General features: G+C 38.5%; 20 protein-coding genes. 4 read left to right on the top strand and 16 right to left on the bottom strand.

What is annotated here, in order from left to right; all coding sequences use genetic code 11:
- Window positions 1–99: 99 nt before the first annotated feature.
- The gene (locus tag OMU_RS05635; protein WP_016179005.1) at window positions 100–1020 is read left to right on the top strand and encodes a sugar-binding transcriptional regulator; all 921 of its coding nucleotides are present in this window, start codon (window positions 100–102) and stop codon (window positions 1018–1020) included.
- Between the two features lies 1 nt (window position 1021).
- On the opposite strand, the gene OMU_RS05630 is transcribed toward OMU_RS05635, so the two are convergent.
- The gene (locus OMU_RS05630; protein WP_016179004.1) at window positions 1022–1876 is read right to left on the bottom strand and encodes a helix-turn-helix transcriptional regulator; all 855 of its coding nucleotides are present in this window, start codon (window positions 1874–1876) and stop codon (window positions 1022–1024) included.
- Between the two features lie 117 nt (window positions 1877–1993).
- Here OMU_RS05630 and OMU_RS05625 point away from each other — a divergent pair, with 117 nt between their 5' ends.
- A complete protein-coding gene (locus tag OMU_RS05625) occupies window positions 1994–2884 on the top strand; it encodes a DMT family transporter (RefSeq protein ID WP_016179003.1) in 891 nt (296 codons plus the stop codon).
- A gap of 253 nt (window positions 2885–3137) precedes the next feature.
- On the opposite strand, the gene OMU_RS05620 is transcribed toward OMU_RS05625, so the two are convergent.
- Entirely contained in the window at window positions 3138–3785 is a 648-nt protein-coding gene (locus tag OMU_RS05620) for a YczE/YyaS/YitT family protein (RefSeq protein WP_016179002.1), read from the bottom strand.
- A 212-nt stretch (window positions 3786–3997) separates the two neighbouring features.
- On the opposite strand from OMU_RS05620, the gene OMU_RS05615 reads away from it, so the two are divergent.
- Window positions 3998–5338, top strand: a complete 1341-nt coding sequence (locus OMU_RS05615; protein WP_016179001.1) for an ISL3 family transposase — start codon at window positions 3998–4000, stop codon at window positions 5336–5338.
- Between the two features lie 396 nt (window positions 5339–5734).
- Here OMU_RS05615 and OMU_RS05610 read toward each other — a convergent pair whose 3' ends face one another.
- The 13 genes from OMU_RS05610 to rpe all read right to left on the bottom strand — a co-directional run bounded on the left by OMU_RS05610 (window position 5735) and on the right by rpe (window position 16806).
- Window positions 5735–6544: a MurR/RpiR family transcriptional regulator gene (locus tag OMU_RS05610; protein ID WP_016179000.1), complete on the bottom strand. Its 810-nt coding sequence runs from the start codon at window positions 6542–6544 to the stop codon at window positions 5735–5737.
- Window positions 6545–6575: 31 nt separating this feature from the next.
- Window positions 6576–6977, bottom strand: a complete 402-nt coding sequence (locus OMU_RS05605) for a PTS sugar transporter subunit IIA (protein WP_016178999.1) — start codon at window positions 6975–6977, stop codon at window positions 6576–6578.
- A 17-nt stretch (window positions 6978–6994) separates the two neighbouring features.
- A complete protein-coding gene (locus tag OMU_RS05600; protein ID WP_016178998.1) occupies window positions 6995–7810 on the bottom strand; it encodes a PTS system mannose/fructose/sorbose family transporter subunit IID in 816 nt (271 codons plus the stop codon).
- 4 nt (window positions 7811–7814) lie between these two features.
- Window positions 7815–8576 carry a PTS mannose/fructose/sorbose/N-acetylgalactosamine transporter subunit IIC gene (locus OMU_RS05595; RefSeq protein ID WP_016178997.1) on the bottom strand — a complete coding sequence of 254 codons (762 nt, stop codon included), beginning with the start codon at window positions 8574–8576 and terminating at the stop codon, window positions 7815–7817.
- 110 nt (window positions 8577–8686) lie between these two features.
- On the bottom strand, window positions 8687–9163 hold the full coding sequence (locus OMU_RS05590) for a PTS sugar transporter subunit IIB (RefSeq protein WP_016178996.1): 477 nt from the start codon (window positions 9161–9163) through the stop codon (window positions 8687–8689).
- A 29-nt stretch (window positions 9164–9192) separates the two neighbouring features.
- Entirely contained in the window at window positions 9193–10206 is a 1014-nt protein-coding gene (locus tag OMU_RS05585; protein ID WP_016178995.1) for a Gfo/Idh/MocA family protein, read from the bottom strand.
- A 235-nt stretch (window positions 10207–10441) separates the two neighbouring features.
- Window positions 10442–11389, bottom strand: a complete 948-nt coding sequence (locus OMU_RS05580; RefSeq protein ID WP_016178994.1) for a serine hydrolase domain-containing protein — start codon at window positions 11387–11389, stop codon at window positions 10442–10444.
- A gap of 604 nt (window positions 11390–11993) precedes the next feature.
- A complete protein-coding gene (locus OMU_RS05575) occupies window positions 11994–12461 on the bottom strand; it encodes a PTS sugar transporter subunit IIA (protein ID WP_016178993.1) in 468 nt (155 codons plus the stop codon).
- A gap of 13 nt (window positions 12462–12474) precedes the next feature.
- On the bottom strand, window positions 12475–13212 hold the full coding sequence (locus OMU_RS05570) for a DeoR/GlpR family DNA-binding transcription regulator (protein WP_016178992.1): 738 nt from the start codon (window positions 13210–13212) through the stop codon (window positions 12475–12477).
- 80 nt (window positions 13213–13292) lie between these two features.
- Window positions 13293–14666, bottom strand: a complete 1374-nt coding sequence (locus OMU_RS05565; protein WP_016178991.1) for a PTS transporter subunit EIIC — start codon at window positions 14664–14666, stop codon at window positions 13293–13295.
- Between the two features lie 20 nt (window positions 14667–14686).
- The gene (locus tag OMU_RS05560) at window positions 14687–15613 is read right to left on the bottom strand and encodes a sugar phosphate isomerase/epimerase family protein (RefSeq protein WP_016178990.1); all 927 of its coding nucleotides are present in this window, start codon (window positions 15611–15613) and stop codon (window positions 14687–14689) included.
- Window positions 15614–15708: 95 nt separating this feature from the next.
- Complete coding sequence (rpiB, locus tag OMU_RS05555; RefSeq protein WP_016178989.1) at window positions 15709–16140, bottom strand: ribose 5-phosphate isomerase B; 432 nt, start codon at window positions 16138–16140, stop codon at window positions 15709–15711.
- A 3-nt stretch (window positions 16141–16143) separates the two neighbouring features.
- The gene (gene rpe, locus OMU_RS05550; RefSeq protein ID WP_016178988.1) at window positions 16144–16806 is read right to left on the bottom strand and encodes a ribulose-phosphate 3-epimerase; all 663 of its coding nucleotides are present in this window, start codon (window positions 16804–16806) and stop codon (window positions 16144–16146) included.
- Between the two features lie 197 nt (window positions 16807–17003).
- Here rpe and OMU_RS05545 point away from each other — a divergent pair, with 197 nt between their 5' ends.
- Complete coding sequence (locus OMU_RS05545; RefSeq protein ID WP_016178987.1) at window positions 17004–18014, top strand: LacI family DNA-binding transcriptional regulator; 1011 nt, start codon at window positions 17004–17006, stop codon at window positions 18012–18014.
- Window positions 18015–18313: 299 nt separating this feature from the next.
- Here OMU_RS05545 and OMU_RS05540 read toward each other — a convergent pair whose 3' ends face one another.
- Window positions 18314–19411 carry a glycerol dehydrogenase gene (locus OMU_RS05540; RefSeq protein WP_016178986.1) on the bottom strand — a complete coding sequence of 366 codons (1098 nt, stop codon included), beginning with the start codon at window positions 19409–19411 and terminating at the stop codon, window positions 18314–18316.
- Between the last annotated feature and the right edge of the window lie 11 nt (window positions 19412–19422).

Genomic DNA, 19422 nt, shown 5'->3' with positions numbered 1-19422 from the left:
AATTGTAGTATCATTAAGGTGAAAAGTCAACGGAATCCGCGAATATCATTTGGTATAAAATTATTTTCGCAGGAACATATGTTACAAGGAGGGATACAAATGCTTGATCGTGAAAATTTGATGCTAAAAACGGCGCTTCTCTATTACGAAGAGGAAGCCACCCAAAGTGAAATTGCCAAAAAGCTGAATATTTCGCGGCCAACGGTGGCTTCACTGCTTCACGAAGCCAAAGAAAAAGGCATCGTCAAGATCACCATTCAGCACAATGAGCTGCACTTACTGAAGCTGCAGGAAACGCTGATAGAAAAATATCAGCTAAACAATGTAAAAATCGCGGCAAAATCCCAAAAGGACAAGAAAGCCGCCGCCGGAAAACTCTGCGCCGACCTGATTGAGCCCATGCTAAAAAGTATCCATAAATTAGGAATCGGCTGGGGCTCCACACTTTATGAATACGTTGAACACGCGAATTTATTAAATTTAAACCATTTGAAAATCACGCCACTAATCGGAGGTATCGGTCTTTCAGAGCTCCGTTTTCATTCCAATCACTTAGCCTTTGTTCTATCTGAAAAATACAACAGCGAGGTCTCCTACTTCTACGCACCCGCGATTGCCGATACCTTAGAGGTGAAGGAAACCCTGCTCAAGTCAGAGTTAATCAAAGAAATCATCGAAGAAGGAAAAAAAGTCGACCTTGCGATCCTAGGTGTCAGCGATCCTATTCGCTCCTCCACCTATAAAAAATTGAAATATATTTCCGAAGAAGAAGCAGCGCTGCTGAAAAGCGAGCACGCCATCGGCGATATCGGCAGTACGATTTTTACTGTAGACGGCACCCCATTAAAAAAAGGCTTCTCCCAACGTCTGCTGGGAATTGAACTACAGGACATCAAGAAAATTCCTCAAGTAGTCATCGTAGCTACCGGAAAAGAAAAAGCCGAGAGCGTCCAAACCCTGCTTAAGATGAACTTCATTACAGATCTGGTGATAGACGAAGAAATCGCTGAACTGCTTTAGTTCAGCGATTTTTAGGTGTATTCCCACCCACAAACCTCTTCCGAAACTGCTTCGGACTGCAGCCGTATTTCTTTTTAAACCTTGCGATGAAATAGCTCAAATTATTAAACCCAACCGCAAAACAGATTTCAGAGATTGTCTCTTCGGTTTCCAAAAGCCGTTCTTTCGCCTTCAACAATCGATAATCAATCGTGTAGTTCATAGGCGATTGATTGGTGTAGGCCTTAAACAAACTCGTACACTTATTTTTATTGATAGGAATCACTTGAGCAATCACCGCCACTGTAATATCTTGTTGAAAATTTTGATGGACAAAATTCAGCAGCTGATAAATATCCTGATCCTCCTTCTTTTCTGAAGAGGTAGGCGAATTGCCGATCTCATTTAGACAGCTGAGGATTAGTTCATAGATTTTTAGAAAGTTATAGGCTTGAGGAGTCTCTGCGATCTCTTGTAAAATTGCCTGCTGATGAGGCGCAAGTGTTAATAGCCGGCAGATAAAATTCTGATTATCTTGCAAAGGTTTGATGGTCGATTGATACAATTGTTCATTCAGAAAATGGGGCGAAAAATCAATACAGATGTACTCTGCCGTTTCAGTTAAGGGAATCGCGTGATGCAGCCTTCGTGAATTAATAATGATCCCACTCTTTTCATGGATCTGATACGTCTCTTTTCCAACAGAAAGCTCCAAGGTTCCGGAAAGAACGAAGGTCAGTTGAAATTCTTCATGCCAGTGCCACATCAGCTCATCATTTCTAGTCCGTTCTAAAATGCGATGATAGATCGCCAGCGGGAAATCACCGATTCGGTGTTCGGTTTGCTCCTGCTCAGCTTCATTGACTTCAAAATACATCGCCTTGCTCCTTTACACAATAATGATAAAAATAGTCTTTATTTTGATAGAAAGTCAAAAATACAACGTTCTATAATACAGTATCACAACACTATTGGTAAATTAAAGGAGAACATTATGAAATTAGCAGAAAAGAACACAGGCATCCTATTTGCGGGACTAGCAGCCACACTATGGGCAATATCAGGGATTTCCGGACAAATTCTATTTAATGACTACCAGTTTTCCGCTGAATGGTTGGTTTCTACTCGAATGTTTATTGCCGGACTTCTTTTACTATCTGCTGCTAAACTTACGGGCGCGCCTTCAATCTTCGCCCTATTTCGAGAAAAAAAAGACCTTATCGCGATTCTGACTTTTTCTATTCTAGGAATGTATGCCGTTCAATATACTTATTTCAAGACGATCGAGCTAAGCAGTGCCTCCTTCGCTACGATTATTCAATATACAGGCCCATTTTTTATCATCATTTATGAAGCTATGAAAAACAAACGATTGCCTAATCGAAACACCCTGCTGCTGATGCTTCTAACACTTATTGGTGTGTTCATGATCGTCGCTAACGGAAATATTGCTCAATTGACAGTCACTCCGGCCTCCTTGCTTTGGGGTGTCGGCTCAGCGATTTCTCTAGCGTTTTATTCCGTTCAGCCCCGTAATCTGCTAAAAAAATACGGCAGTCTCTTAGTCGTAGGCTGGGGCATGCTGTTGGGAAGTGTGCCCGCAAATCTGATCCAGCCATTTTTCCGCTATACCGGGGAACTTTCCCTTCATTCGCTGCTACATATTTTGATCGTAGTCATTTTAGGAACCGCTGTTTCTTATTTTATTTACCTGTCCAGCTTGAAATACATCTCGTCATCCCTAGCCAGCATTTTGACTGCCTTCGAGCCAATCTTTGCGACCGTTTTGTCCGTCCCGATTTTTCATACGTCATTGACAGCCATCGCAACGATCGGTTTTGTGATTGTTATTGGGACGATCTTGCTATTGCAGAAGGTGTTGTAAAATGCGGGATTTAATAAAAAATAGTAATGAGCCGTTGTTCGTCACGCAACGGCTCATCACTATGAATAAACGTTTCTATAATGGTTGTTTGCTTCCGATAGTGAAAACACCAAGGACCCTTTCATAACCAAAAAATATCTGATTATCCTATAAATCAATTCCCAAACCCAATCATAGGAGACAACACAAATGTCGATTACTAAAAATATCCTTCAAAGATACTTTGAGCGATAGATTCATTTTTTAGCATGGTTTATTTTGTCGTAAAACGATCCACCCAAGGAATCAACGGACTATAAAGGGTCACTAATCTACCTGTAAAGAGCGCCGCAATGATCGTTCCTTCTCGAATCCCGACAAGTCCTTGAAAATAAAGCAGCGAGATCACTAGCGCTACTGCCACCATCGTTAAATCTGTATACATCTTTAATTTGCCGAAAGGTTTCTTCGTACGCAAGGTCAGAGCGACCACCAGTCCTTCTCCTGGCATCAAAATCGACCGCGAATTGACTTCAAAAAATACACCCAGAGACAGCACCACCATTCCAAGCAATGTAAATGCCAATTGCTCCAAGTAATGTCCCATAAGTGCCGGCAAACCCAAGTTAGTAAATACATCCACAAAGACATCGATCAACCCACCAAAGGCGAGACCTGGTACGATTTGCAGGATAATAGGAAGGTTCACCTCACGTAAGATGACCATTTGCAAGAAAATCATCAAGACCATGAAAATCATTGTCAAGTTTCCAATCGATAGTGGTGTGATATAACTCATCACATTGGGAATACTAGAAATTGGCGAAGTACCTAATTGGGCAAGCTTCGCTAATGCGATCCCGATTGACATCAGGCTAATTCCGACAAACAAAACCACCAAGGATTTTATTTTTGATAGCATAACAAGACTCCTTTCACAATAAAAACAGCCGCAATTTGCTTTTTATGACTACTCAAACAAATGTAGCCATAGAAATAAACGGCTCTATAATATCTAGTGTTGGTGACGCCTTCTGTTGCCAATACTTTTTCTTTTTTCTAATAAACGCAAACAGACACCTTGAAATCCTTTAGAATAAAGTCGACGAAAACCATTCAAAGGAGTGTTTCAAGATGTCCTATTCAGAGTTTACCAAAGAGTTACTAGATATTCTAGACCTAAATCTTACCTTTCATGAAGATGCCTTTCGCAAAGAGCGCATCAATGACGAAACATGTTTTGTTTTTGATGGCACATTGACCTATCAACCAGAGGAATGCTTTCATTGCCACTATGAAAATGAGCAAACGATCATTAAATGGGGCTGGAAAAAAGTATCCATCTTATTGAATGATGTCAGTAACTACAAGACCATTCTTCGGATTAACAAACAGCGCTTCAAATGTAAACACTGTGGAAAGACTTTTTTAGCAGAAGATTCAGTTAGTGATCGTCGCTGCTCCATTGCTCGCAGAGTCAAACAAGCCATTCTTGAGCTATTAAGCGAACCACTTTCTATGTCTTTGATCGCACGTATGAAGCACATTTCTCCGACCACTGTCATTCGAATACTTCGCAGCCTTCGGCCTAAAACCGTTTCTTTGAACCAGCCGTTACCAGAAGTGGTGTGTTTCGATGAATTCAAATCGGTGAAAAACGTCTCGGGAGCCATGAGCTTTGTCATGATGGACGGCAAGACCCATCAACTGATTGATATTGTGGAAAATCGGCAACTCAATCCTTTACGCGACTATTTCTTGCGCTACCCTAGAAAAGTCCGTGAACAAGTACGTCTAGTGGTTTCAGATTTCTATACACCCTATCGCACATTGGTGAAAGAGTGTTTTCCGAATGCCAGAATCGTCGCCGATCGCTTTCATATTAGCCAACACATCGGTCGGGCCTTTACCAACCACCGAATTCAAGTAATGAAGACCTTTAAAAAAGGGGATCGTCGGTCGAAGCACTTAAAGAAATACTGGAGACTACTTCAAAAGAATGCGTGGGAATTGAATGGTCAGCATCGCTACTGGCGTCCGTCATTTCGAGATCATCTGACAGAAGCGGAGATAGTCGATCGGCTATTATATTATGATGACTCCTTAAAGCGAGGCTACGAAGTCTACCAGGTTTTTCTTTCCGCTATCAGAAGACAAGATGTTCCTGAATTCGTCGCGCTCCTAAAAGAAGACTACAAGGAGTTGCCAGAGCACTACCAACCAGTGTTCACGACCTTCAAGAAATATCGAACAGAAATCAAACGAGCGTTGCGAGTTCCCTATTCCAACGGCCCTATAGAATGTTTGAACAACCATATCAAAGTACTAAAACGAATTGCCTATGGCTTTAGAAACTTTCAAAACTACCGAGAACGAATCTTTTTATATCGAGGAAAATATTTCAAGAAAACTAAGAACACTACCCAACTAACTAAAGCCAGAACAACAACACGGCTAGACAAAATAGCTGTCTAGCCGTGTGAGTATCTCGATTATTCTATTGAATTTCTTCACCAACACTCATTGACGAAGAGCCAAATAAACAAACCGCCGCCGCGTATTTTCGTGTTATGCATAAATACGTCCTTCTCTATATTAAGAAGCAATTCATATTTTGTCAAAACAAAGCACACTTAGTAACTTCGTCTTTTTCGTAATACTCCGCTTCGTCATTAGAATAGGTAACAATGTATTCTTGGTTTTCTGGAGGTCTCTTCCCGTTCTCTGAAGGCAAAGGATTAACCTTTTCTGTTCATAACAAAACAGCCCAACCATCAATTAAGATGATTAGGCTCAACTAAAGCAACTTCACAAATAGAAAATAGCAACTTCACAACTAGAAAATCTTTCTATAGAAAACAACAAATACTTTTACTCCTCTACTCGTCTGCTCATGATTCTTTTGAGTGTTTTTTCTCTGATTTCGATGCTTCTTGAAGCGTGTTGATTGTTTTCGTAAATATCAACGATCAATCCAGAGATATACATCTGGCTCATTCTCCCAGGTACAGGTGAATTGAACAACTCATCGTAAGAGCTTTGCAGCACGACATTGCTCAGCTTCGCAATAGGAGATAGCAAATAATTGGTAATGCCGATAACTGTTACGTCGTTTTCTTTAGCGATGTTGATCGCATCAATGAGATCCGCTGTTCTACCGGTTAAAGAAAAAACGATAAGCAGATCATCTGACGTCATTACCGTTGCCGCATTGATTTGAAAATCCGAATCTAACAGGGCTGTTGATTGTACACCATTTCTTAGAAGTAATTTCTCCAAATCCGTTGCCGCTAAGCCGCTTTGACCTTTGCCTAAAATATAAATATGGCGTTTCTCTTCGATTAAACGGACGACTTCGCGATAGTCATTTTTGTCAATTAGCTCATGGGTTCTGTCCAGAGTTTCTTTGATTTTGTTCAACAGGTCGGTGTTATTGAAGCTGTCATGCTCCAGCTTGACATTGTTTTTAGCAATCGAGATTTTTAAGTCAGTAAAGCCGGAAAAGCCCACTTTTTTACAAAGTCGATTGATCGTAGCATCGCCAACATTCAAGAGCTGCTTCAAGTCACTGATCGTGTTGTGAATGACCTTGTCTTTGTTTGAAACGATATAGTCCGCCACTTTTCGCTCAGATTTGGTTAATTCGTCATAATGTTTGTTTATCATATCAACAGCATTCATTGTGTTCGTTCCTTTAACAGTTATATTTTCCTCACAGATTTAGGCTTTCATTCAAATTTATGATACCATCTTTTCCTACCTTAATCATATCATTAAAATCAATTGTTTCCGCCCTTAATTGGCTATATTCTAAAACCATCGGCAGATTCATACCAGTGACGATCTGAAGTTTCCCCTTATACTTGGGGGCGGTCAGCAAGCGTGCCACCACATTCGCCGGCGTCCCAAAGGCAAGATCACAAAAAACGACCACACCGTCTCCTGAATCAACAGAAGCAATTTTTTGAACTAATTGTTCATTAAATTCCGAAATGTCCTGCCCAGCGGATAATGATAAAGCAGCTAATTGCTCCAATTTGCCTGAAAACAATTCTAGCGATTCTCTCATGCCCTCAGCCAATCCGCCATGACTGACTAATAAAATTCCCTTCATAGACACAACTCCTTTCCCTATACGATTCCAAAGAATGACAGCGCGATCGAAACGATAATGGTTCCGAAAATAACTTTAGAAATGCTGACTTTTTTCTTCCCAATCAAGAAGTAAAATAAAAACAAGACCAAAATGGCGAAGAGTCCTGGGATCAGATTGTCAAAATTATCTTGAATCTTCATTTTCGTCTCACCAAACGTCACCGCTAATGGTGTAACCAATGTGACCATCGAAGCAGTCAATGCCCCCATCATCATCATGCCCAGAATATTCGCACCCTCCAGTACGTCAGTCATCAAGCGAGAGGACAAAACATCCTTGATGGCCTCACGACCTTTAATATAGGTAAGATTCGTCGTCAAAACAAGCTCGCACATCAGAATAAAATTCCCTAAAAACAGCATTAGCAAACCAAAAAATGACCCGCCCGCCGCCAAGGTACTCGCCGCTAAAATACAAAGTGTTTGCAATGTGCCTGCACTGAATGAATCCCCAAAAGCCGCAACCGGACCCATCAATCCTGTTTTAATCCCAATAATTGCCTCATCCGAGATGTTTCCTTCATTGGCCTTTTCTTCTTCCATCGCAAGAACCGTTCCTAAGATCAATCCTCCAGCTGTACAATTCGTGTTGTACAAAGCCAAATGCCGCTGCAAAGCCTGCTTCAGGTCGTCTTTTGTATCATACAGCTTTTGTAATACAGGCATTAACGCATACGTAAAGGAAATGGACTGCATTCTTTCATAGTTCAAGGAGATCTCTGTTGAAAAATACCAGCGGAACATCGTTTTGTTAATATCTGAACGCGTCAGTTTCTTTTCATTCTTTTCCATTTTCTTACCCTCCCATTAGCTCAGACAGCTGCTTACGATTCAGCACAGTAATAAAGGCGATCGAAATCGCGATGATCCCAGTTACTAGAGAATTCATACCTAACACAGAAACACAGACAAAACCGATAATAATATAAGGGATCAGCCGCGGTTTTCCAATTGAATTAATGATTAGCGCAAACCCAACCGCTGGTAAGACTCCGCCGGCAACCTCTAGTCCATGCATGATCCATTCTGGAACGACTTCTAAAAGATTCAGCATCACATCTTGACCAAACAATACAACGATAAAAACAGGTAAAAACAATAATAAGAAAGAAGTCGCCACCGGATACCAGATTGCTGCTCGAGCGATTCCCTTTGTGTCCACCTTTTCAGCATATTCATCGGCCTTATGAACCAAAGGAACATTGATGATTTTACGTAAATTCAATAATTGCGCGCCCAAAAGACCTAACGGAACAGCAAAGGCGATTGCCTGCTCCACAGATAAGCCGGTATTTAAAGCGATAGGAATCATAGTGGCCGCGGCCATCCCTTGATCCGTCGGCAGATTGCCTCCCGGAGCAATAATCCCCGCAAATACAGCCGCGATCCCTCCGCCAATCATCAGCCCCGATTTGACATCCCCATAAATCAAGCCAGAAATAATCCCGATGAAGATTGGATTTCCAATGAAAAACAGCGCGAAATATCCCCCGATCATTCCGCGACTTAACCAATAAACCAGCGCCATTGCAACAGCCATCATTACACTATTATCCATAGTAATTCCTCCTACTGATTTTATTTTTCAGGAAAATAGGTGTGATTTTCACCACATATCTCACTCCACTAAAATGAAAAATTACTGAAGCAGTGGAACGGACATCCTGCCTACTTGATTTTATTCGCAATACTTTCTAACGATAGTTTTTCATTTTCAGGAATTGGCTGAATATATACCTTCAAGCCTGTTTGTTGAATTTCCTGTAAACAATCAAACTCCTCTTTGGATAAGGCGACACCTGATGTCACGAATTGACGATCCTTTCCAGTCTGAACCGCACCAACATTTAATTCCGACAGACCCACTCCACTATCTAATGCCTGCTTCGCATTTTTAATGTCTCTGAAGATCAGCATGACATCATCATTTTTCTTATCCAGTGCTGCCTGCAACTCTGCTAAACCAACGATCTCCACTTCATTTCCAGGAGCAGCCATTTTGTAGATATCGCACATGAACGCATCATTTTTCAATTCATCATCGGCGACAATGATCCGATTCACTGGATAATACTTGATCCACTTTGCTACAACCTGCCCGTGAATCAATCGGTAGTCTATTCTGACAATTTTCTGCTTTGCCATCGTTCCTCTCTCCTTTTTTCTTTTTTTGACTAAAGTTTCACTCGGTCACCTATTTCCAAACTCTTATGAATCGCCTCGGTCACTCTTGCCGCCTGCAATCCATCATACACATCTGCCACAAAATCAGACCCATCGATCAAGCAATCAACGAAACTATTGATTGGGTCTGCCCCAAAACCAACCACTTTATTATTGAAATCATTGAAGAAAAAGACATTCGGTGTATGTGATTTTTCATTGTCTACCATCTCCACTCCACGATCCTGATTGTTGATGCGAATGTATTTTTCTGAAGTCAAAATCGACGTTCGACTATCATTCGCCTTCGCAAAGCCTGATGGCAGAACCCAAGAATTCTCCAACATCCACGTGCAACCGTTCTCAAAAGTAATCATTGATTGAACACTGTCATACGTATCAACGCCCATGCTAGGCAAGAGCTTCTTTGATCCAACTGAATAAACTTCGGTAACTTCACAGCCCATATACCAACGCATCAGATCCACACAGTGAACCCCCAGAAAGTCAACTGGATCAGAAGAATTGCCCCATTTGAACCACTTTGTCGGTACATCAATCATATCGTCCATGTTCATGTACCCGCGAATCGGATAACCATTTTCAGATTCATTCAACTGATTGAAGGTATAAATCGCTGCTGGGTCCCAGCGTTTATGGAAATCAACCGCAACACGCACATTATTTTTCTCAGCCGCATCCATAATGGATTTACAATCCGCCACCGTTATAGCTAACGGCTTTTCAATCAATACGTTGAGCCCATGATTGATACAAGCCAGTGCTGGCTCCACATGAAGATGATCTGGCGTAGCAATTGAAACCGCATCCAATTTCTCGCTGTCTAATAATTCCTCGACAGTTTCATACGTCCTTACACCATACTTCTCTTCTGCCATCTTTCGAATATCCGCACTGAAATCACAAACAGCGGTCAACTCCACAAATGGATTTTGCTTATACACATCCACATGATGAATCCCATAAATCCCGACACCAATAACTGCAACATTCAGCTTCTCCATAAAAATTATCCTCCGTTTTTATCAATTATGGATTAATTATCCATAAGCCAAGTTTAGCAGGTTTTTATTTTATGTCAATATAGAAATGGAGAATAATTGGATAATAAAAAATAGCAGCATACACCAGAACGGTATGCTGCTTTTTAACGCTAGATTTTTATTGATCAAGTTAAAGTTATATGATCAGGTAGTCTATCGAACAAACCATGTTCTATCGTTTGTCCTACCTATCTAATCACACTTTCATAACCAATTCTTTCCATATTATCTGACGAAGCGGTGACAAAGGATACATCTCATGCCCCATCTCATCTGTGGGTTCCAAGGATAACACGCTAATCACGACATTCTTCTTAGGGATCAAAATGCAATATTGCCCGAGAATCCCCCACATAAATACTAGATCATTGGCCTCATCAATCCATATTTGATAACCATAGCCTGCCTTAACCGGAGGATCGTTAGGCACAAACTCGTTGCTTTCATAATGTGGAACGAACATATCATCAATAAATGCCTCTGACAGTATACATTTCCCCTTGTACACTCCTTTATTTAGTAGAAGCTGACCAAAATTCCCAACCTCATCCATACTTAGCTGCAGCGCATTGGCCGCGATTGTATGCCCCATCGGACAGCTGGTCCATTCGACATTGTGAATTTCTAAAGGTTCAAAAAGCCGATACCTCAAATATTCTCGCAGATTCTGACCCGATTTCTTTTCGATTAAACAGCCTAAAATATAGGCATTTGCGTTGTTGTATAGAAAAGTCGTTCCCGGCTCATTAAGAAACGGCGCGTGCTTAAAAAAATAACGCACCCAATCTCGTTCATGCTTCCGCTCATATCCAGCTCTGCGAAACATTCGTTCACTCACACCCGAAGTCATCGTCAATAAATCTCTAACCGTTATTTTTAAAGCGTTTTCATTCGTGAGGTCGTAGCTCTCTTCCGGAAAACTATCAACAATTCGATCATCTAAGGTGATTAGTCCTTCTTTTATAGCAATCCCAACACCTGCCGCCGCAAATGTTTTCGAAATAGAATATGCTTCAAATCTTGGCTTTCCTGTAAATCTCGTCCATTCATCAATCACTTGACCCTCTTTTCGAATCTGAGCAGCAGTAACATACAGCTTCTTTTCCTCTGTCTTCTTTAAAAATCCCTCTACCAATCCTGTCATCGGAACAGCCTCCTATTTGTTATTTATCTTGACATCTGTATAAAGTGAACATGGATAGAAAAGCATTGGATTATCTTAGCCGATAAACTTCGAACAGTTTTTATATGAGTTTTCAATAAAGATAGCATGAAGAATGGCGATGTGTAAATATATATTATATTTTGGATTTCTTAACTAATTTCACTTGTTTAAAATAAAATATGAGTTCCCCTCTCGCAGAAAACGCGACATTCACCGTGACGCATGTCGATTGGATGATTGAGCTTCACAGATAAGTTCTGCGAAATCTATTATAAAATTATAATTCTCTGAATTGATTTCCATTTGTATTGAACTTGCAGACACTTTCATTTCTTCATAGGAATACTAAGTATAGCGTCCATTATCTTCCTTTCTCCATCTCAACCTTGTGATTTTAACAAACTCGTTTACATTTTTATTCAGTAAATGATCGTTAACTTTTTTATTTGTTGAATATAAAAAGTAGTCCAGTACCACTCTCGTGATACTAAACTACTACTTTTATATTTATTAACTCCTATTAAAGAGTTATCTGGTCCTGAAAAATACTCCAATCAAAACAGAACAATCAATTATATTAGTATTATTCTACTGTACCAATTTTATTCTGTGCTTGATTCTCCCCTAAATCTAAATTTAGTTTCTTATCTTTCAAATTTGTAAAAATGACCATAACATCAGTTTTTTTGTGTTGTTTTTCTAGATAGTCTATATTAACTTTTGCTAACAAAGTATCTTTGTCAACTTTATCATCTGTTTGAACTAAAATGTCAAAACCTTCACCATTTAATTCAACCGTATCAATTCCAATATGAATCAAAATTTCCATCCCATTTTTTGTAACAAGGGAAATAGCATGTTTGGTTGGAAATATAGCTGTTACTGTAGCCTTTGTAGGGCTATATATTTCCCCACTACTTGGAAAAACACCAAACCCAGTTCCCATTGCTTCGCTAGCAAAAACTTCATCATGGACACTTGATAGAGGGACAACATTTCCTCTTACAGGATTAAATAGTTCAGTAGTTTTTTTCTTATTAAATAGCCCCATGTTTTAAGACTCCTTATTTTGAAATAATCTCAATTTCTTTACCTATTTTTTTATCAGATTTGTCTGAAATTAAAGTAACATCCTTCAAACTAAAAGCTTTAACTGTCGAAACTTTATGAAATTTACTACTATCACATAGTAAATAAGATATTTTCGCTTGACCTAATACTGCCATCTTTTTAGAGGCTTCTACATAATCCGGCGTTGTTACTCCAAATTTTAAATCAATCCCGTTAGCACCTAAAAAAGCTTTATCATAAATATATTTCTTAATATTTTCTTCGGTTAATGGGCCTGAAAGAGATGAGATAATTGGATTAAATGTACCTCCCAATAAAGTAATGTCACAAGAAAAGTCACCAATTAACGACAATGCGTCAGTATTAGTCGTGATAATGTGTATCTTCTTTTTAACAATTTCCTTTAACAATGCAAAACAAGTAGATCCGGAATCTAAGTATATCGTATCGCCATCATTAATATATCTGGCTGCTACTTTAGCAATGTAATCCTTTTCTTTTGTTTGTAGATTAGTTTTAGCCGAGATAGGCAATTCAATAGTGCTAGTCATCAATTTTACCGCACCACCAGCTAGAAGTTGCACCTTATTTCTTTTTTCTAACTCTTTTAAATCTCTTCTTAAAGTAGAAATTGAAGTTTCTGGAATATACTTTTGCAATTCTTCTATTCGAAGAAGTTCTTTTTGATTGAGGATTTCTACAATCTTTTCTTGTCGTTCATATGGTATCAATTAACTGTCCTCGTTTCTAGTTTTACTATTACTATAATAATAGCATAGTTCAATTAGTAACGACTATTCTACCAATTTCTTTAAGCTAATTGATCGTCTTTATTTGTAAATAAATAGCCTAATACAGCTGAAATTAGTAACGAAATTAATAAACCAATCATCGCGTGGACAAAGTTTGTACTATTCTTTGTCACAAACGCAGGAAATGTAGTAACACTACCAAATACAAATGAATTAGTAACAACTTTCATAAGACCTAAGTATGCACCACCAACCGCGCCACCTATAATTTGGGCTAAAAACAATTTCTTATTTTTAACTAACAGACCAAAGAGCGTAGGTTCTATAATAGCTGATAGCGCTATCGTAATAAGACCTGTTAAGGCGAAGTTTTTTAGCTTTTTATTTCGTGCTTTAAAAATAACTCCAATAGTGGTACCAATGACAGCAAAATTACAAGCAAAAGTAAACGGCACAATATAGTCAAAACCGTGCATCGATATATTATTAATCATAATGGGATTGACTGCCCAATGAATTCCAAAGCTTACAAGAACACTCCAACCACCACCTATAAGCACTCCAGTTAGAATACTGCTGCGCTCAATTAACCAATTTACAATATTAGCTATTCCCTCTCCACCGTACACGCCCAAAGGACCAATGACAATAACGGTTAATGGAACCATTATTACAAGTGAAATTAGTGGTACAATAACTAGCTTTAACGTTTCTGGAACATGTTTATCTAAAAATTTATAAAGATAAGAAAATGCCCATATAGATAAAATAATCGGCACAACCGTTGAATTGTAGTTCATCAAAACTACTGGAATTCCTAAGAAATTCGTAGTCGCACCATTACCTTGATTCCCTAATAATGCAATGAAATCAGGATGTAACAACGATGCTCCGATTAAAGCAGACAAATAAGGACTTGCGCCAAATCTGCGTCCAGATGTAAAAGCTAACAACACTGGTAAGAAATAGAAAACACTCATTGAAGTGGCATATAGAATAGTATACGTACCACTATTCTCGCTAAGCACACCTATTTGAACTGCTAAAATAATAAAACCTCGTAAGATCCCAGAACCAGCCAGGGCTGGTAACAATGGTGCAAAAATGGCTGAAATAGCTGAAAAAATATTAGTAATGATACCCCCACTTTTAACATTACTCGTCTCTACTTGTGCTTGACCATTATTATTAACTAACTCTTCAAATTCGTCATATAACTTAGGAACTTCTGTACCAATTAAAATCTGATATTGCCCTGCTTTATTAACAACATTAGCGACCCCATCCAGTTGCTTAATATTTTCATCATTTGCTTTTTTATCATCTTTTAGCGTGAGACGTAATCGTGTAGCGCAATGAGTCATATTTGAAATATTTTCTGGTCCGCCAACTTCATCTAAGATACTTTTTGCTAGATTCTTATAATTTACCATTTTTTTCACTCCCCCTAAAATTATGCTAAAAATTTAATTACTAAATCACTCACTTTTACAGCACTGTTTTCATCAATTACTGACTGAATATATGACATACCCAATTTACCAATTAAATTATCTAGTTTCTTTATCATATTAATATTACGTTTGCATTCTGCAACAGGATCTTCAATTACAGGAAATGTATCGAAATAAATCGCATGATCATATTCATGAAGTTTTATATAATATAGAAATTCGATTGTCTTCACTAAACTACTTGTTCCAAGCATTAAGCCGTCATCATTCAATCCATAGCCATCATTTAAATGAACCCCATACAACTTGTTCCGACTTCCTAAAATGCTAGCACCATAAGCTGGATTTTCATGTTTCATTAGCATATGGCAATAGTCTAGAGTAATTCCTAAATTATCCCGATTAATTTCATTCATCATTACCATAGCTAAGCCTAATGAATCGATAAACGCATATGCTCGTGGTTGAAAAGGCTTGTATTCAATACTAAATTTAACATCCGGTGCATAGTCTGCCATCTCAATAAAGCAATCTCGAATTTGTTTCCAAACTTTTTCATAGCTTATTTGGAACGAGTAATCAAAACCATCAAATCCTAACCAAATCGTTACTACTTCACCACCAACTGCTCGACAATAGTCTGCGGCGTCTTTACAAAGTTGCAAAGCTTTTTTTGAAATTTCTTCGTTAGCGTTTCCAATTTCGCCGTTGATAAATTGATTTCTAAAACGAAGAGCAACTCCATTTAATTCTAAATTATTCTCACTCAAAATTTTTTTCATTTCATCTGGACTGTAATCCACAACATGTTCAGGATAATTTAGATCAACATGAGTTAATCCTAAATTTTTGAACTCTGCAAAGACTTTTTCCAGATTATTGTCAAACTTTGGTAAAAACGAGTTAATTCTTGTAGCTAACTTCATTTGATATTTCCTCCTCTAACCTTATGTGAGGTAATCATACCACTTTAAATCAAATTATTCCATATTTTTTCAAACATTTTTATATTTTTTCAAAATTAGATACGATTAAGCATCTCAATTCTCTTAGAATGTCTCCCGCCTTCAAACTTCGCATCTAGCCATTCCTTGACAATCATTTTGGCAAGCTCACTACCGACAACCCGTGAGCCAAAGGCAAGAATATTTGTGTTATTGTGTTCTTTAGATAATCTTGCAGAATAAGGTTCGCTACAAACGACTGCTCGGATACTTTTAACTTTATTAGCAGAAATCGAAATTCCCACTCCGGTTCCACAGATAAGAATGCCACAATCAAAATTACCCGCTGCAACCTCTTCAGCCACTTTCTTACCATAAATTGGATAGTCTGTTCTTTCACTCGAGTATGGTCCAAAATCAGTTACCTCATGTCCAAGCTCTTCTAAATACTCAATAATTACTGGTTTTAATTCAAATCCTACATGATCGCTACCAATTGCTAATTTCATTATTTACGCCTCCACTGTTTCATTTCTAAGTTTATTCAGAATTTCATCATATCTATCTTTCTTTCCAAATAAAGCAGAAGTACCTAAGACAAAACCAGTCACACCTATTCCATTAAGTTGTTGAATTTTTTCTGGAGAAATCGCTCCATCCACTAGGATCTCAAAATTGAAATCCTCTGCCAATTTAACAAGTTTTTCAATTTTAGGATTCACAAACTCCAAATATTTTTGTCCTGCAAAACCAGGATTAACTGTCATTACCATCACATAATCAATTAAAGGTAATAGTTCCAAGATATTTTCAACTGACGTTCCTGGGTTAATCGCAATTCCAGCTTTCTTTCCCATACCACGAATAACGTCTAATGTCCGAGACGCCTGTTGGTCCGCTTCAGGATGAATATAAATAATATCCGCTCCCATAGTGGCAAACATTTTTACATGTTTACTTGGATCTTGAATCATTAAATGAACATCCACGGTCTTTTGAGTAGAAGATCGAACCATTTCAAAGTCCTGTAGCCCCATACCAAAATTAGGAACGAAACTACCATCCATAAAATCAATATGAAATATATCCGTACCGGCTCGATCTAATTCTTCAACTTCTTCTTTCAATCTAGAAAAATCTGCACACATTAATGATGGACACAATAATTTTTTCATCTCTTCAACCTCCTTGAGTAATCGATTTCCCAAAAAACAAAAAAATAATTGAGTAATCGATTAACCAAAATATATCACCTCAACAAAATAATGTCAACGTCTTATTTAATGATTCCATTGTATTACTAATCTGTTTATGGGAAAATATGAGTAAATAAAACACGATATGGATATCGTTTACTCAAAGAGGTGCTACTTTGAAAAAATATTCTTTAAAAGACATCGCTACTCTCAGCGGTGTATCAATCGCCACCGTTTCCCGAGTGATCAATGACAACGGCCGATTCTCCGAGGAGACACGTCAAAAAGTCTTGAAAGTGATCGAAGAAACTGGATATAAAATGAACTACAATGCTAAAAGTCTTAGAATGAATCGTTCTTTTACGATTGGAATCTTAGTTCCTGATATCAGTAACTATTTCTTTGCCGATGTTGTCCAAAAAATCGAAGAAATCTTATTTGATAAGGGGTATTCTACGATAATATGTAATACTGCTCGTAGTCAAGAAAAAGAGACAGCCTACTTAAAAATGCTTGAAGGCAAAGGCGTGGATGGCTTAATCGTGATTTCTGGAGCAGAAGCTTTTGACTTTGATTATGCACCTAGCGACAAGCATATCCCTTACATTTGTATTGACAGAGAGCCAAAAACTAGAAAAGACACTATATTCATTTCGTCTAATCATTATCAAGGCGCTTTTAAGGCAACAGAAGAGCTAATTAACTCTGGCTGTCAACATCCCTTAATCGCTATGCATAGTAGAAAATCTACGTCAACAAGAGAACGGTTCAGCGGTTTTAAAGATGCATTAAAAAAGAATAATATCGTCTTTTCCTCTAAGAATCATTTGCTGAATATAGATCCTGACAAACAAAATTTTTTAAAACTTATTGAAACTTATCTAACAGAAAATCCTAAAATTGACGGAATTTTTTGTATCAATGATTCGATTGCTTTAGAAACGATGCTAGTTTTACGTCAATTAAATAAATCGGTTCCTAAAGATATCAAAATAATTGGATTTGATGATACTCCTGCAGCTAAATATGCGTTTCCTCCACTTTCTTCTGTTAAACAAGATACTGATAAAATTGCCAAAGTTGCTGTAGATAATTTATTGAATCTCATCCTACATCCAAATGAGACAGATCAATTATTAATTGTTCCAGTTTCGCTGATTTCGCGCCAATCAACAAATAAACCATAGCCAAAAATATTGCTATGGTTTATTTGTTCTTGCATCCTACTAATTTTCTGAAATAATTATAGATACTTGCCAACCATCCACTACCACATGCCATCTTTCAGTAATTTTCTAACATTCCCCTAGAATTCCTATCATATCAATTTAGATTTGAATAAAATCATCACTTATGGCGCGTTTTACGAAGCCCAACTAAATTATCCAGTGAAAGCTTACTAACCAAACTCAGCTTTTCACCAAAAAAAGAAGCCACAAAGGACTTCTTCCTTAACTCATCGTATTAAAGTTATTTCTGGACATAATTATTTGTTCAACGACTTCACATAAGCATCAACCGCAAACAACGCATCTGTCACATCTTCGGCAGTAAAATCTGCCGCCATCTGATGGATGGTTTCACCATCTTGAGTCGCTAATTTGCCAACTTTTAAGAGCTCCTCGTAGGAAACATTTTCCAACTTCAAATCTTTTAATGTTGTTGGTAGGTTTAGAGCCTGATAGAAGGAAACAAACTTGTTGATCATTTCTCTTGGCTTATTTTCTAAGAATAGCTGAGTCAGGGTTCCGTAAGCGACTTTTTCTCCGTGAGTCAGGGTATGGATGTCTCCATGCAGTGCGGTAAAGCCGTTATGGATCGCGTGCGCCGCTGCAAGTCCGCAGCTTTCAAAGCCAATCCCGCTTAGAAGTGTATTAGCTTCGACAACTGCCTCTAAAGCTGGTGTTACCACATTTGCTTCGCAGGCTTCTATCGCTTGAAAGGCGTTCGCGAACAAAACACTTTCACATTTTTCGGTGATCACTTCAGCTGCTAAAGTTGGAGCTGCGCCACCCATCGTTTTTCCATGGGCTTCGATAATCGATCTCCCTTCGACCCAAGTCGAAAGTGCATCCGCAATACCAGAAGCTAACAGGCGGCTCGGCGCTTTGGAAATCACTGCCGTATCTACCAACACCAATTCGGGATTCTTCTTATAGAACAAATATTGCTCAAATACCCCTTCCTCTGAATAGATAACAGACAAAGCTGAAGTTGGTGCATCGGTAGAGGCAATCGTCGGCACAACAGCAACAGGGATAGCTAATTTATCGCTGATTGCTTTTGCTGCATCAATTGTTTTTCCTCCGCCTAAGCCAATAACCAAATCGCTTTGATTGGTTTTGCCAATGTCGCTTACGCGTTCAATTTCTTTGGTTGAAGCTTCCCCGTTAAATGGAACACGGGTAACAGCGATATTCTCTTTTTTTAATTGATCATTGAACGTTTCTCCAACAATTTCCCAAACGATGTCGTCGCAAAGTAACAATGCATTGACTCCTAACGCTTTGATATGCGCAATCCCAGTAGTCAGCACACCTTTTCCTTGTACATATTTTGACGGACTTGCAAATACTTTCTCCATAACGAACCTCC

Origin of the sequence: Enterococcus avium ATCC 14025 (assembly GCF_000406965.1) — a bacterium.
GTDB lineage: Bacteria > Bacillota > Bacilli > Lactobacillales > Enterococcaceae > Enterococcus_A > Enterococcus_A avium.
The sequence above is the reverse complement of the archived record's forward strand: the minus strand, read 5'-3'. Positions and strand labels throughout refer to the sequence as shown.

What these genes read in the sequence shown, in the direction of transcription:
- OMU_RS05635 (WP_016179005.1), top strand. Translation starts at nt 100, where the DNA reads ATGCTTGATCGTGAAAATTTGATGCTAAAAACGGCGCTTCTCTATTAC.
- OMU_RS05630 (WP_016179004.1), bottom strand. Translation starts at nt 1,876, where the DNA reads ATGTATTTTGAAGTCAATGAAGCTGAGCAGGAGCAAACCGAACACCGA.
- OMU_RS05625 (WP_016179003.1), top strand. Translation starts at nt 1,994, where the DNA reads ATGAAATTAGCAGAAAAGAACACAGGCATCCTATTTGCGGGACTAGCA.
- OMU_RS05620 (WP_016179002.1), bottom strand. Translation starts at nt 3,785, where the DNA reads ATGCTATCAAAAATAAAATCCTTGGTGGTTTTGTTTGTCGGAATTAGC.
- OMU_RS05615 (WP_016179001.1), top strand. Translation starts at nt 3,998, where the DNA reads ATGTCCTATTCAGAGTTTACCAAAGAGTTACTAGATATTCTAGACCTA.
- OMU_RS05610 (WP_016179000.1), bottom strand. Translation starts at nt 6,544, where the DNA reads ATGAATGCTGTTGATATGATAAACAAACATTATGACGAATTAACCAAA.
- OMU_RS05605 (WP_016178999.1), bottom strand. Translation starts at nt 6,977, where the DNA reads ATGAAGGGAATTTTATTAGTCAGTCATGGCGGATTGGCTGAGGGCATG.
- OMU_RS05600 (WP_016178998.1), bottom strand. Translation starts at nt 7,810, where the DNA reads ATGGAAAAGAATGAAAAGAAACTGACGCGTTCAGATATTAACAAAACG.
- OMU_RS05595 (WP_016178997.1), bottom strand. Translation starts at nt 8,576, where the DNA reads ATGGATAATAGTGTAATGATGGCTGTTGCAATGGCGCTGGTTTATTGG.
- OMU_RS05590 (WP_016178996.1), bottom strand. Translation starts at nt 9,163, where the DNA reads ATGGCAAAGCAGAAAATTGTCAGAATAGACTACCGATTGATTCACGGG.
- OMU_RS05585 (WP_016178995.1), bottom strand. Translation starts at nt 10,206, where the DNA reads ATGGAGAAGCTGAATGTTGCAGTTATTGGTGTCGGGATTTATGGGATT.
- OMU_RS05580 (WP_016178994.1), bottom strand. Translation starts at nt 11,389, where the DNA reads ATGACAGGATTGGTAGAGGGATTTTTAAAGAAGACAGAGGAAAAGAAG.
- OMU_RS05575 (WP_016178993.1), bottom strand. Translation starts at nt 12,461, where the DNA reads ATGGGGCTATTTAATAAGAAAAAAACTACTGAACTATTTAATCCTGTA.
- OMU_RS05565 (WP_016178991.1), bottom strand. Translation starts at nt 14,666, where the DNA reads ATGGTAAATTATAAGAATCTAGCAAAAAGTATCTTAGATGAAGTTGGC.
- OMU_RS05560 (WP_016178990.1), bottom strand. Translation starts at nt 15,613, where the DNA reads ATGAAGTTAGCTACAAGAATTAACTCGTTTTTACCAAAGTTTGACAAT.
- rpiB (WP_016178989.1), bottom strand. Translation starts at nt 16,140, where the DNA reads ATGAAATTAGCAATTGGTAGCGATCATGTAGGATTTGAATTAAAACCA.
- rpe (WP_016178988.1), bottom strand. Translation starts at nt 16,806, where the DNA reads ATGAAAAAATTATTGTGTCCATCATTAATGTGTGCAGATTTTTCTAGA.
- OMU_RS05540 (WP_016178986.1), bottom strand. Translation starts at nt 19,411, where the DNA reads ATGGAGAAAGTATTTGCAAGTCCGTCAAAATATGTACAAGGAAAAGGT.